A 12,784-nucleotide genomic window follows, 5' to 3' on the forward strand; every position below is an offset into this window, starting at 1 on the left:
TGACGGGTCAGGAGACTCCGCAGGTGGTGCCGCCGAGCTACACCGGGGAGACCCCGACGTTGCCGCCGCCGGGGTTGACCGGTCAGGAGACCCCGCAGGTGGTGCCGCCGACGCTGACGGGTCAGGAGACTCCGCAGGTGGTGCCGCCGAGCTACACCGGGGAGACCCCGACGTTGCCGCCGCCGGGGTTGACCGGTCAGGAGACTCCGCAGGTGGTGCCGCCGACGCTGACGGGTCAGGAGACTCCGCAGGTGGTGCCGCCGAGCTACACCGGGGAGACCCCGACGTTGCCGCCGCCGGGGTTGACCGGTCAGGAGACCCCGCAGGTGGTGCCGCCGACGCTGACGGGTCAGGAGACCCCGCAGGTGGTGCCGCCGACGCTGACGGGTCAGGAGACTCCGCAGGTGGTGCCGCCGACGGTGACCGGCCAGCAGACGCCGACGCCGGTGGAGCAGGGGGTGCCGCCGCTGGTGCAGGGGACGCCGTCGGTTCAGGCACCGACGCTTGTTGGGCAGACCTCGGTGCCGGGTTCGGGGGCGGTGCCGGGTGATCTCGCGCCCGGGACGCCGTGGTGGAATTTGTCGGCGCAGCACAACGGCGGCCAACTGACCAACGAGACCGCGCCCGGAACGCCGGCGCGAGGCTTGTCGACGCAGCACAATGTTGGGGAGCTGACCAACGAGACCGCGTCCGGAACGCCGGCGTCGGGCTTGTCGACGCAGCACAACGGTGGCCAGTCAACCATCGAGACTGCGCCGGCTGATTTCGACTCCAACGCTGGCGCTCCACCCGAAGGCGAGCTGGCACATACCGGCGCCGACGGAGTGGGTGTGCTGGCCGGCATCGCGGCCTCGCTGGTCGGCGCGGGAACTGGCTTGGTCATTGCCGGCAGGCGCCGCGAAGAGGATGACGAAGAAGAATCGTCCGACACGGCTGAGTAATGGAGTAGGACTGATACCTACTTGGGGGCAACCGTTTTCGGCTGAAAGGTGCTGATGTCGAACCTGCTTCATCGCATGTTGCGAGTTGGGGAGGGGCGGTCGTTCGCGCGCATCGAGGAGCTCGTCGGCCGGGTGAACGCCATAGAGGGCGACTATCGGGATCTGACCGATGCCGAATTGCGTGCGCTCACCGACGCCTATCGGCGCCGGCTCCACGATGGGGTGTCGATGAACGCGTTGTTGCCCGAAGCGTTCGCCACAGTTCGGGAGGCGTCACGGCGCACACTCGGCCAGCGCCATTTCGATGAGCAGCTGATGGGCGGCGTGGCCTTGCATCTGGGCCATATCGCAGAAATGGCGACGGGATCGGGAAAGACGTTGGTGGCAAGCCTTCCGTCCTACCTGAACGCGTTGAGCGGCGATGGCGTGCACGTTGTGACGGTCAACGATTACCTCGCGGGCCGCGACGCTGAGAAGATCGGACGCATCCACCGGTTTCTCGGGCTCTCTGTGGGCGTGGTGTTGTCCGACATGAGTCCGGAATCCCGTCGGCGTGCCTATCTTGCTGACATCACCTACGCCACAGGCATTGAGTTGGCTTTCGATTATCTCAACGACAACATGGCGCCATCGCTGGATGGTGTCGTGCAGCGCGGGCACAACTACGTGCTGATCGACGAGATCGACTCGGTGCTGATCGACGAGGCCCGAACCCCTCTGATCATCTCGGGGCTGTCTGACCCTGTGCCCGACGAGCACGGGCGGTTCGCGACCATCGCTGAGGAGATGGTGGCTGACCATCACTATGAGGTCGATGACAAGCTCAACACCGCTGCCTTGCTGGAACCCGGTATGGATCACGTCGAAGCCAGGCTGGGGATTGACAACCTCTACATGCCTGAGCATGCGTGGCGAATTCGGATGCTGGAGAACGCACTCAAGGCAAAGGAACTCTTCGTTCGGGATCGCGACTACATCGTCTCGGAGGACGAGGTAGAGATTGTGGATGTGAGCACGGGGCGTGTGCTCGAAGGCCGCCGCTTCAGCGACGGCCTGCACCAGGCGCTTGAAGCCAAGGAGCACGTCACGATTCACCCTGAGAACCAGACGCTACGGACGATTAGTGCCCAGAACTACTTTCGTCGCTACAGCCGGATGTCGGGGATGACTGGGACTGCTCGGTCCGACGCCCCGGAGTTCCATCGGACCTATGGCCTGGACGTTGTGCAAATCCCGGATCACAAGCCGAGCCAGCGAATCGACCGCGAGGACAAGATATTCCGCACCAATCGGGCGAAGTTCGACGCCGTCGCGGACAGTGTTGCCGACCGGCACAACCGTGGGCAGCCGGTGCTGATTGGCACGGTCAGCGTGGAGAAGTCAGAGCAATTGTCTGACGTGCTCCGCGAACGCGGTATCCCGCACGAGGTGCTCAACGCCCGCTATATCGAAAGGGAGGCGGCGATCGTCGCGCGCGCCGGGCGGCGGGGCGCGGTGACTGTGGCAACCAACATGGCCGGACGCGGTACCGACATCATGCTCGGCGGCAACCCCGAATTCGAGGCGGAGGTCGAACTTAGGGAGCGAGGCATCGACCCGGTCACTGACCCGGAAACCTACGAACGCGAGTGGATTCCGGTGCTCGAACGCAAACGAGCTGAGAGCTATGACGAGCACAAGTATGTGCTGAGCATTGGCGGACTGTGTGTGATCGGCACAGAGCGCCACGATTCACGGCGCATCGACGATCAGCTCCGTGGCCGGGCCGGAAGGCAGGGCGATCCCGGCGAGACCCGGTTCTACCTGTCCCTTGAAGATGACTTATTGCAACGCTTCAAGGTTGACTGGATCAAGGCGTTCCTGCGCAGTTTGAACGTCAGCCCCGAGGAAGCAATCAGGAGCCCCCGACTCACCGCAATAGTCGACATGGCCCAGGCCGAAGCCGAGGCGGTCGCCTTCGAGGAACGTCAACATGTCCTGAAGTATGACGACGTCCTCGACGGGCAGCGCCGCGCATTCTATGAGGCACGACGGGAATTGCTGGCCGGCAACGACATCCACGAACAGATCCGGACGATGATCCGCCACGCCTTGCACGATGCCGTCATGCGAGGCCGTCGCCACCTGGGCGAAGACGAAGAGGAAACCGCACCACTCTTCGACCAGTTGGCCGAGCTGTATCCGGTTGGCGTTGATCGTGCCGCAGTAGACCGCGTGGTTGCCTCCCGGCACGGCTGGCACGACCTCGTGGACCTATTGGTCGACGACACCGATCGGATTCTCGCCGCGCGCGAGCGCGATTGGGGTCGCGACCAACTGATCGATTTCGAGCGACGCGCCACCCTCGCGGTAGTCGACCGGCGTTGGCAAGACCATCTGTACGAACTCGAGACGCTGAGAGATGCCGTTCAGTGGCGCGCATCGGCCGGACGGGATCCGCTGGTGGAGTTCACCGCTGGGGCAACTCACCGCTTCGAGCACATGGCGAAGGACATCGAGGCGGAAGTGGCCGAAGCCGTTCTGGCCGCGCCGGCGCGGGGCACGCATAACCTGGATAGCGATGCGGCGGAGCTCGGCGGGTAACTGCCTGAGCCTAAGCTAAGAACTGGCCTCAACGATCAGGATTAGCTGGTCTTAAGGGTCAGGATTAGTTTGAGACTCCCGCCTTCCCAATAGGAATAGGCCCAACCAGCGCCCCGTACTCGGGTTCCGTTTCGGCTAGGGAATGAAACGCTTAGTGAGACGAAACGCCAACGAATCGACGTGAGACAAACTCGGTAGGTGCAGATCAGAGGCAGGCGAAATGAAGCGGAATTCGAGAACCTACAGAACTGTAGCTGCTGCTGCGTGCAGCATCGGAAGCTGCGTGGCGCGGCGAAGCGGGTTCGGGGCGAACTTCATGTCGGAACTGCTCGAACAGTCACTCGCGCTACCCTGCGGTGCCCGGACCAACACGTTGGCGTCCTAGTATCCGAGCCTATGACCACTCCCGAACGAGTCCGCATCACTCACGAGTTCAAGTCCGACCCCCAGACCGTGTTCGAAAAGCTCGCCGAGCACGAGAACCTCGGCCCGGTCTTCGGCGCCAAGATCACTCGCGTCAGTGACGGAGCGACCTCGCGCAATGGCGTCGGTTCCGTCCGCCGCATCAAGATCGGTCCGCTTCCGGCGTTCGAGGAGACCACGACAACGGCCCAGCCGAACACGCTTATCGAGTACAAGATCACGAAGGGCAGTCCGCTGAGGGGCCATTGGGGCCGCCAGGAGCTGACGCCGACGGCAGGCGGCGGTACGAGACTGAACTACACGATCGGTTTCGACTCAGCGGTCCCCGGGCTCGCGGCACTGGTCGGCAAGGTGCTCGCGTCCTCGATCACAAGGGGTCTCCCGAAGCTCACCGACTAACCGCGTGACGTGGAGAAGGGCTGCCCCGCCCTGAGCCGAGCCTCCAAAGGGTGTGGCTTTCCAACATCTGGCAACGAGTCCGGTGGTTCGATTCAAGCGGCTCCGCAGGCGATGTCGGCCACCGTGTCGACAACTTCCGACAGAGGGCGGTCGGTTCGTATTTCATGAGTCGCTGCTTGTCGCAGCAGCGATTCCACCTCAGCAATGTCGGCCAGAATCTTGGAGCGTTCCTCCACTGTCTTTCCGAAGGAGTTGTTCGTACGGTCCGCGATGCGCCGCAGCACAACGTCGACCGGAGCGCTCAGCAAGACAATCGCATCAAAGCGGTCGTAGAAGCGCCCCTGGTTGGCGACCGTGCCCTGAACGATGAGCGGACCCTCGCGCGGTCGGTTCAACAGCCCTTGGATCAGTGGCTCTCGCCAGAGCGGTTCACCGTCGACGACGTCGATCCAGCCACCGTCATCGGTGTCAACGGTCGCGAAGCCGCGGCGGGCAAGCTCGGCCAGCACGGTTGACTTCCCAACGCCAGACATCCCGGTCACCAAAACCGCCCTGGGGCAAGTCATAACGCGCATTCAACCGACCTATCGCAGCAGTGAGCAGGTCCAGGCGGCGTCCCTGCGGCGAGCGCGACTACGCCTCACCCAAACTCGGCCGGTAATCAGCCGCCTCGGCTTCGGCGGCAAGCAATGCACCCAGCTCACCCTCCTGTTGGGCAACAAACACACCGATCACCTGCCGGCATACCTCCGGCACACTCACCCCGCGGAGAGCCGCAATACGGTTCAATCCGAACAGCACTGACGTAGGCACGTGAAACTGCACAGCGAACTGACCGCAGGAACCGTCCTCAGGCGGCAACCCCGGACCCACGACTACCGGTTCATCCGTCCCGTACTCGCTGAGCTCAGCGCGCCGAGCTCGCTCAACAGACCCGCCGCTAGCGCCGCCACCAACGCCGTCGCCCGGGTCCCGGAACTCCTCATGACTGAACAAACCCATGCCGCTCACGCTAGACCTCGCCGGATTCCCGGGCTCGGCGGATCTGGGCCGGACCGGTGAGTTCACGCAGGTCGGCGAAAGTGAGATGAACGCCAGCTTCAGGGGTGGCCCGTGACAGGATTCTTCAGCGTGACACGTCCCAACTTTCTGGTCATCGTGGCCGACGACCTCGGGTTCTCCGATATCGGCGCTTTCGGCGGGGAGATCAACACCCCCAACCTGGACCGGCTGGCCTACTCGGGAATCAGGCTCACCGATTTCCATTCCGCGCCAGCCTGCTCGCCGACGCGGGCGATGCTGCTGACCGGAACCGATCACCACGTCGCCGGAATCGGCACCATGCTCGAGATGGCCGCACCAGATTTCCAGGGCGGCCCCGGGTACGAGGGCTATCTGAACGACCGGGTCGTGGCGCTGCCGGAGCTGCTGCGCGACGCCGGCTACCAGACGCTCATGGCGGGCAAGTGGCATCTCGGCGACACGATCGAAAGGTCGCCGTGGGCAAGGGGATTCGACCGCTCCTTCGCCCTGCTGCCGGCCGGTGCCAGCCACTACGGCACCCGCGGGGGCGGCGGGCTCTCGCCAGTGCCGACGATGTTCACCGAAGACGATCAATTCGTCACGGTCGGCGAGGACTTCTACTCGTCGGATGTGTATACCGACACGCTGCTGCGCTACCTTCGCGAGCGACCCCAGGACGCTGAGGACCAGCCCTTCTTTGCCTACCTGCCTTTCCAGGCGCCGCATTGGCCGCTGCACGCGCCGCAGGACACCATCGCCGAGTACCACGGCCGCTACGACGCCGGACCGGACGCATTGCGCGAGGAGCGGCTGGCGGCGCTCATCCGGCTGGGCCTGTGCCCACCCGACGTCGAGCCGCACCCGGTGGTCGCCGACGGCGCCCCCGAATGGGCGGATATGACCGACGAGGAGCGCGCCGTCTCCGCCCGCAAGATGGAGGTCTACTCCGCCATGGTCGACCGGATGGACTGGAACATCGGCCGGGTGATCGACTATCTCGACAGCACCGGCGAGCTCGACAACACGGTCGTGATCTTTCTGTCGGACAACGGCGCGGAGGGAACGATCGTCGAGGCGATGCCGCTGCGCGGCCCCGAGATCGAAGCGTTCGTCGCCAAGCACTGTGACAACAGCGTGGACAACCTCGGCGCTCCCACCTCCTGGGCCTGGTACGGCCCGCGTTGGGCGCAGGCCGCTACCGCGCCGTCGCGGCTGCACAAGGCCTTCACCACCGAGGGCGGAATCCGGGTGGTGGGCTTCGTGAGCTGGCCGGGCTTTGACCGCCAGGGCGAGATCGGCACGGCGTTCACCACCGTCATGGACATCGCCCCGACGGTGCTGGAGCTGGCCGGCGCCGAGCATCCCGGCACCACGTACCGGGACCGGGAGGTGGAGCCGATGCGCGGCCGGTCGATGGTGCCCTACCTGTCCGGGCAGGCGGACTCGGTACATGACGCCGACACCGGCACCGGGTGGGAGTTGTTCGGCCGCCGCGCAATTCGGCAGGGCGACTGGAAAGCGCTGCACCTGCCCCCGCCGTACGGCCCGGGAACCTGGCAACTCTACGACCTCTCGCGCGACCCTGGTGAGGTTCACGACCTGGCCGCCGCAAGGCCCGACAAGCTGGCAGAACTGCTCGAGCTTTGGGACCGCTACGTCGAGGAGAACGGCGTCATCGTCGGGCCCGTGTCGCTCTTCGATCTGGACCTGGATGCCCTCTGATCAAGCTCACCCGTATCGGTGCCAGCCGGTTCCGCACCAGCGCGTAGATTCTTCGGGAAGCACGTCCACGTACCTGACGCAGGATTGAACGAAAGCCATCATGTCTGAGGACCAGAACACCGACGTTCCGCCCAACCACCTCTCCATCGATCCGCGCAGCCCGTTCTACGACGAAGAGGTGCTCCTGCGTGACGTGGGTATCCGCTTCAACGGCGTCGACACAACCAACGTTCACGAATATGACGTGGCCGAGGGCTGGGTGCGTGTCGAAATCCCTACCGCGAAGGATCGTCGCGGCAATCCCATGGTCGTCAAGCGCAGTGGCACGGTTGAGCCCTATTTCCGCTCGACGGAGTAGCGACGCCGCGCGGGATCCGTCATGACGATCTTTGTCGTTGACGCGCCGGTGGCGATCGATCTCGCCACCAGTCGAGCTCGGATTCCCTCCGAGCACAGTCTGACTGCGCCTACGCTGCTGCGATCGCAGGTGCTCGCCCTGGTGTACGGATCGGTCCAGCGTGGAGAACTCGAGGAGAGGTCGGGGCGCACGATTCTCGACGGCATTCGGGGGTTGCGCATCCGGCTTCTCGGCGATCGCACGCTGCAGGACCATGCCTGGCGCATCGCTGCCGAGCTGAACTGGTCGGACACCTACCGGGCCGAGTACATCGCACTGACCAGGCTCCAGGCAGACGCCCTCGCAACGGCAGACGCCGAACTTTCTTCTGCTGCAAAAGGTTTCGTCACCACCGTGTCTCCGGCCGAGATCCTGCGGGCCTAGACCCGATCACGGCGTCGTTGACAGCTAGGCCAACGTCCCTACATTGGGGTGATGGGCAACTATCACCATCGCCGGTGGTCGTGGACGGGTGTGGCGATTGCCTGCCTGGCGATCCTGATCATGTCGGGTGTGAACCTCGGACCGATCGCCCGTGCTGACGAACCGGCCGTTCTCGTCGACCTCAGCGACCGCAACGCGGTAGCCGCCTGGACCACGGTGAACGATCCCGTCATGGGCGGCCGGTCGACCTCGTCGGTGTCGTTCGGTGACGGTGGGCTGGTCTTCGCGGGCAATATCTCGTTGGAGAACAACGGCGGATTCGCCTCCGCCCGCGGTCCGGTCGACCCTGAGATCGGTACTCGGGCCAGCGGCGCGACCGCGCTGAGTGTGCGAGCACTGGGGGACGGCAAGACCTACGTCCTGAAAGTGGAAACCGGCCAGCCCTGGTCCTACATCCAGCGCTTCTCCACCGATGCCGGCGCCCGGCGAGCCTATGAACTGCCTATCGCCGGCTTCGAATCGGTGGGCATGTTCCTCAACCCTGTACCGGCGCCGCCGCTGGACCCGTCGACCATCAACCGCGTCGGCATCTACATCCTGGACAAGCAAGAGGGCCCGTTCCAGCTCGTCGTCAGTGTCATTGACTCGTCACGCTGAACCATCGCCCTGATCCGCATTCGATCTTGTTAGCCTCACGGCATGCCACGAAAACTCAGTGACGAAGAAGTTGCGGCGTATCTGGATAGCCGGCCGGGCTGGGCAGTACTGAGCACCATCGACTCTGAGGGTTTCCCGCACTCTGTGCCTCTCGGATACTTTCGCCTCGACCGCGACGTGATCCTGGGTGTGCGCGACGGCACCCGCAAGGTGGCCAATATCGAAGCAAACCCGAACGTCAGCATCATGCTCGAAGACGGCTCCACCATGGCCGACATCCGCGGCGTGATGATCCAGGGGCGCGCCCGCATCGTCCGCGGCTCGGATGAAGCTCTCGAACTCGCGCGGGCCGGGGCGCGGGCGCGCGGTGTGCCGGAATCCGAATGGCCCACCGCACCCCGACCGGGCGCCGCCTACATTCGGGTGACGCCGGTACGGACGTTGTCCTGGGATTACGGCAACTCGACGTCCGCTTAGGCCGGCGGCTTGTCTGTCGGAAAGACGTCGATCGCCCACCACTTCGCCATCGGCAGCGTCTGCGCCGTGGCCAGCGCACCGTCGGCATCCTCAGCGACGACTTCGAGAAACACGGTGCCGCGTGCGGAAGAGATATGGACTGAGGCGAGTCGTCCCTCGCTCTCCAGGACCTTCACCTGTGCGACCTCCTCGGCGATGACGGTGCGCATCTGAGGAAGGTCGGTTTCGGGGTTGAACGTCGCGACCACCATGAAGGTTGGCATATCTACTGGCTCCTGGAGTTGTTGCCGATGGTATCAACACCGTAGTGGGTTGGTCCGAATCTCGTTGCTGCGCATCGGCATACCGTCAATCACGGTATAGATTCGCTGAAGATCCGGGATGCCGGTGACGCGAAACTTCTCGCCGCCGTCTTTGCCGATCAGCACCACCGTGAAGGCATCCGCGTCTATCGCGAACTGCGCCCTCAGCCGCTGTGACGCCTCCGCGTCGATCGGTTGACCATCGAGCGTGCTGCCGCCCGCGGCCAGAACCTGCCCGAGCACCATGTCGCGGCTGGTGAAGTCACAGCGCGTGGCGTCGATCCGCCGCACCGTCTCGGCGAGACGCGGATCGTTGTGGGTGGGACCGAACACCAGCAGGGGACGACGCTCCCAGCGATAGTCGCCGAGTTCAGCGGCCACGGCGATAGCCGACCCAAGGGCGGTGCTCACCAGCAGAACAGCAAGGACAATCGTCCAACGAAGGATGCCGCGCGGTACGCCCATGGTGCTTCTCCACTGTAATCAGCGAAAAATGACAACGGTCGTTGCCAGCTGATGGCTGCCGCGCTAACGTCGCCTCATGACCGTGACTGGTGAACGTCCGCAGATCCTTCTCGAGGACGTCGACTTCAATCGCCGCGATCATCCAGATCGGCCGCTGCGGCCCATCCCACCCGGCCGCGACTACTTCGCCGACCAGTGGCGCCGGATGCGCGAGTTCCTGTTCGGCGAGTGGATCGACATCGACAAAGAGGTCCAACCCAGTGACCTCACCCGCCTGCGCGACGACTACTTCTGGCAGCGCGACGAGTACATGATCGGCGCCGTCGAAGCGTTCGAGCGCCTCGGCCCCGAGCAAGGCCGGGCGTTGTTCGAGCAGGCGCTGACCCGTGGCATCGACACGCTCGACAATCCGCCGCCGGAGTTCGTGGAGCTCTTCGAGCACCTCGATCAGCTGCCGGCGCAGTTCGATCTCGTGTCCGCCGAGCGGGGCCGGATGCTGGCGTTGTCGAGCACCTGGGCCGCCACCACGATCATCCGCTCGTGGGCGTTCTACGAGACCGCGATGACGGGTGACATCTCCGCGGCCACCGGTGCGACCGGCCGCTTCGCCGACGACGGTCCGCGACGCTTCATCGAAACCGCCCGGGTGTTCGCCGCCTTCACGCTGCCCGACATCTTCGACCGCAATTCGCAGGCCTTCCAGGACGTGGTGCGGGTGCGCTTGATGCACGCCCTGGCCAGTCGTGGGCTGCGTCGGAAGTGGGGCGACGAGGTCTATCTCAAGTTCGGCGAACCCATCCCGGTCACCTCGCTGCTCGGGTTCGGTAGCGGGCTCCTGCTCGGCCGCCTCGTCGACCACGCCTTCGGCCGCAAGCTCACCCCGCAGCAGCTCGAGGACCTCGCCGAGTACTCGTCGTTCTCCGGGCGGTTGTGGGGAGCTCCGGAGCTGCTGCATTCCGAGAACGGCATCGAGCTGATCAAGTCGCTGAACTACGTGCTCGCCAGGGGCGGCAACCCGTCGCCGTGGCGGGCTCAGCTGGTCGACGCCATCGCCGGTCCGGCGCACCTGACCACGCTGACCGAGGCGCTGCCCGACTGGGTTCGGAATCTGGTGTCCCGGTACGCCAACCAGATCACCGCCAGCATCGCGCTGGCACCAGCCGGTGTCGTGTTCGGCTACCAGCAGATCGAGGCCATGGTGGCCGGCACCCTCTTCGAACCGCTGGGCTACAACTTCGAGCGCCGGGCCCGCTACTTCGCCGAGATCACCAAGTTCAACGTGGGCATCGCGATGGTGGCCGACCGACTGCCGTGGTCCAACCCGATCCGTGAGGACCGGAAGAAGAGCGGCGCGGCTGCCCGCGAGCGAATTGCCATGCTGGACAAGATCGCCCGCGAGAACCACAGCCCGTCCACCTACACCCACCACGACCGGTCGACGTCGGGGGAGGGCTTCACCGGCTAGCCGGCCGGTGTGACGCCACCGCGGGCCTTCACCGGAACATGCCAGAAGCGCCGCCGATCACGACGGCGGCGCCATCGTGCATGAACGCCGATGTCATGCCGGCGAAGCCACCGGGGTCGGGACATTGGCGGCAACAGGACGTAACCGGAACGACCTTTGAGAAGCCACAACAGGAAACACCGAACCCAAATCGCCCTCGGCGGGTCAGGGCTCAGAACGCCCGCAGGTTGTCCCGCAATAGCGCGTGTGAATAGCTCGTCCGGGTCAGACCCCTCGCCTGCAGCGCAGGCACCAGTCCGTCGCAGATCTCGATGATCCTGTGACGCGTCAACGACCCGCCATCCCCTGGGATCAGGAAGCCGTCACCGCCGACCTCTTCCATCGCCGCCGCCATGATGTCGGCGACCTGGTCCGGCGTCCCAATGGCCTCGAAGGAGGTGGCGCCGCCTCCCGATTGGGCCGCCATGCACTGGCGCAGCGTCTTGCCAGTTCCCCACTGGGCGAACCCGGCGAGTGATCCCTGTTCACCGCGCGTGACGAAGTAAGGGACCGGCTCGTCAAGATCCATCTTGGTGAAGTCCGCGTAGAAGTTCGAGCTCAACGCCTTGAGAAGTGCCGGGATCTCCTCCTCGTTCAGCGCCTTGATCTTGGCTCGGGCCTCCGCCTCGGTCTCGCCGAGGATCGGGGAGAACAGGAACATCACCTTCACGTCATCTGGATCGCGCCCAGCGGCGGCGGCCTGCTTGCGGATATCCGCTCGGTAGTCCTTCATCCCCTCGATTCCAGTCGCCCAGGCGATGATCGCGTCGGCGTGCTTGGCGGCGAAGGCTCGCCCCGCCGGGGACCCGCCGGCTTGCAGGTAGACGGGGCGCCCCTGCGGTGAGCGGACGCACGTCAGGGGACCCCGCGACTTGAAGTGCTTGCCGACGAAGTTGACGTCATGGACCTTACTGGGATCGATGTAGATTCCCTTCTCGCGATCGCGCACGATCGCTCCCGGTTCCCAGCTGTCACACAGTGCGTTCACCAGCTCAACAAACTCGTCGGCGATCTCGTAGCGCAAATCGTGCTCCGGCATCTCATCGAGGCCGAAGTTCTGGGCCGCTTCGTCCTTCGCGCTGGTGACCACGTTCCAGCCGAAGCGCCCACTCGTGAGCGAGTCCATAGTCGAGGCCAGGCGCGCCAACGCATACGGGTGGTAGAACGTCGTGGACATCGTCGCGACAATGCCCAGCTGCCGGGTCAGCGCGCCGACCTTCGCGGCCAGCGGCACCGGATCCTGTTTCGGACAGGAGTCTCCGGTCTCCAGAGCGCGAGCCGTGGTGCCTTCCAGACCGCGTGGGATCCCGACGGTGTCTTCCAGCATCAGGAAGTCGAAGCAGGCCCGCTCGAGCGCCTGGGCCAGCTCGACGTAGAAGTCCCCGGTGAACGGAACCCCCTCCGACAGCGTGTACGGAGTCTTCCACTCGTTGGCCTGGAAAGTCTGGAACCATCCGAGGTGGAACGGTTTTGCTGGCATCTGGCCTCACTAACGAGATTGAACTGT

General features: G+C 64.8%; 13 protein-coding genes and 1 pseudogene. 9 read left to right on the forward strand and 5 right to left on the reverse strand.

Annotated features, from left to right (window positions below):
- The 3 genes and pseudogenes from BN3385_RS02160 to BN3385_RS02170 form a co-directional block, all read left to right on the forward strand.
- Nucleotides 1-941 (forward strand): annotated as a pseudogene (locus BN3385_RS02160) (hypothetical protein); the annotation flags it as partial.
- Nucleotides 942-995: 54 nt separating this feature from the next.
- A complete protein-coding gene (gene secA / locus BN3385_RS02165) occupies nucleotides 996-3,524 on the forward strand; it encodes a preprotein translocase subunit SecA (RefSeq protein ID WP_156432510.1) in 2,529 nt (842 codons plus the stop codon).
- 396 nt (nucleotides 3,525-3,920) lie between these two features.
- Nucleotides 3,921-4,346 (forward strand): SRPBCC family protein, encoded by a 426-nt coding sequence (locus tag BN3385_RS02170; RefSeq protein WP_059014639.1) that lies wholly within the window; start codon nucleotides 3,921-3,923, stop codon nucleotides 4,344-4,346.
- Between the two features lie 92 nt (nucleotides 4,347-4,438).
- On the opposite strand, the gene BN3385_RS02175 is transcribed toward BN3385_RS02170, so the two are convergent.
- On the reverse strand, nucleotides 4,439-4,921 hold the full coding sequence (locus tag BN3385_RS02175) for an ATP-binding protein (RefSeq protein ID WP_353612210.1): 483 nt from the start codon (nucleotides 4,919-4,921) through the stop codon (nucleotides 4,439-4,441).
- A gap of 58 nt (nucleotides 4,922-4,979) precedes the next feature.
- Complete coding sequence (locus tag BN3385_RS02180) at nucleotides 4,980-5,348, reverse strand: hypothetical protein (protein WP_059014641.1); 369 nt, start codon at nucleotides 5,346-5,348, stop codon at nucleotides 4,980-4,982.
- Between the two features lie 129 nt (nucleotides 5,349-5,477).
- On the opposite strand from BN3385_RS02180, the gene BN3385_RS02185 reads away from it, so the two are divergent.
- From BN3385_RS02185 to BN3385_RS02205, 5 genes are all read left to right on the forward strand, one after another.
- On the forward strand, nucleotides 5,478-7,091 hold the full coding sequence (locus BN3385_RS02185; protein ID WP_059016286.1) for an arylsulfatase: 1,614 nt from the start codon (nucleotides 5,478-5,480) through the stop codon (nucleotides 7,089-7,091).
- A 100-nt stretch (nucleotides 7,092-7,191) separates the two neighbouring features.
- Entirely contained in the window at nucleotides 7,192-7,449 is a 258-nt protein-coding gene (locus tag BN3385_RS02190; RefSeq protein WP_059014643.1) for a DUF3297 family protein, read from the forward strand.
- Between the two features lie 21 nt (nucleotides 7,450-7,470).
- The gene (locus BN3385_RS02195; RefSeq protein ID WP_059014645.1) at nucleotides 7,471-7,872 is read left to right on the forward strand and encodes a type II toxin-antitoxin system VapC family toxin; all 402 of its coding nucleotides are present in this window, start codon (nucleotides 7,471-7,473) and stop codon (nucleotides 7,870-7,872) included.
- A gap of 51 nt (nucleotides 7,873-7,923) precedes the next feature.
- Nucleotides 7,924-8,529, forward strand: coding sequence for a CIA30 family protein (locus BN3385_RS02200; RefSeq protein WP_059014647.1), 606 nt, complete (start codon nucleotides 7,924-7,926; stop codon nucleotides 8,527-8,529).
- A gap of 42 nt (nucleotides 8,530-8,571) precedes the next feature.
- Nucleotides 8,572-9,006: a pyridoxamine 5'-phosphate oxidase family protein gene (locus tag BN3385_RS02205; protein ID WP_082690240.1), complete on the forward strand. Its 435-nt coding sequence runs from the start codon at nucleotides 8,572-8,574 to the stop codon at nucleotides 9,004-9,006.
- On the opposite strand, the gene BN3385_RS02210 is transcribed toward BN3385_RS02205, so the two are convergent.
- Together BN3385_RS02210 and BN3385_RS02215 are read right to left on the reverse strand one after the other, a co-directional pair.
- Complete coding sequence (locus BN3385_RS02210; protein WP_156432512.1) at nucleotides 9,003-9,257, reverse strand: hypothetical protein; 255 nt, start codon at nucleotides 9,255-9,257, stop codon at nucleotides 9,003-9,005. The genes BN3385_RS02205 and BN3385_RS02210 overlap by 4 nt on opposite strands.
- A 45-nt stretch (nucleotides 9,258-9,302) precedes the next feature.
- The gene (locus BN3385_RS02215) at nucleotides 9,303-9,773 is read right to left on the reverse strand and encodes a DUF4174 domain-containing protein (RefSeq protein WP_059014653.1); all 471 of its coding nucleotides are present in this window, start codon (nucleotides 9,771-9,773) and stop codon (nucleotides 9,303-9,305) included.
- A 76-nt stretch (nucleotides 9,774-9,849) separates the two neighbouring features.
- On the opposite strand from BN3385_RS02215, the gene BN3385_RS02220 reads away from it, so the two are divergent.
- Nucleotides 9,850-11,238 (forward strand): oxygenase MpaB family protein, encoded by a 1,389-nt coding sequence (locus BN3385_RS02220; protein WP_059014655.1) that lies wholly within the window; start codon nucleotides 9,850-9,852, stop codon nucleotides 11,236-11,238.
- Between the two features lie 211 nt (nucleotides 11,239-11,449).
- Here the strand turns inward: BN3385_RS02220 and BN3385_RS02225 are convergent, their stop codons facing one another.
- A complete protein-coding gene (locus BN3385_RS02225; protein WP_059014658.1) occupies nucleotides 11,450-12,757 on the reverse strand; it encodes an NtaA/DmoA family FMN-dependent monooxygenase in 1,308 nt (435 codons plus the stop codon).
- Nucleotides 12,758-12,784 lie beyond the last annotated feature (27 nt).

The organism is Mycobacterium sp. M26 (assembly GCF_001494595.1).
Lineage (GTDB): Bacteria > Actinomycetota > Actinomycetes > Mycobacteriales > Mycobacteriaceae > Mycobacterium.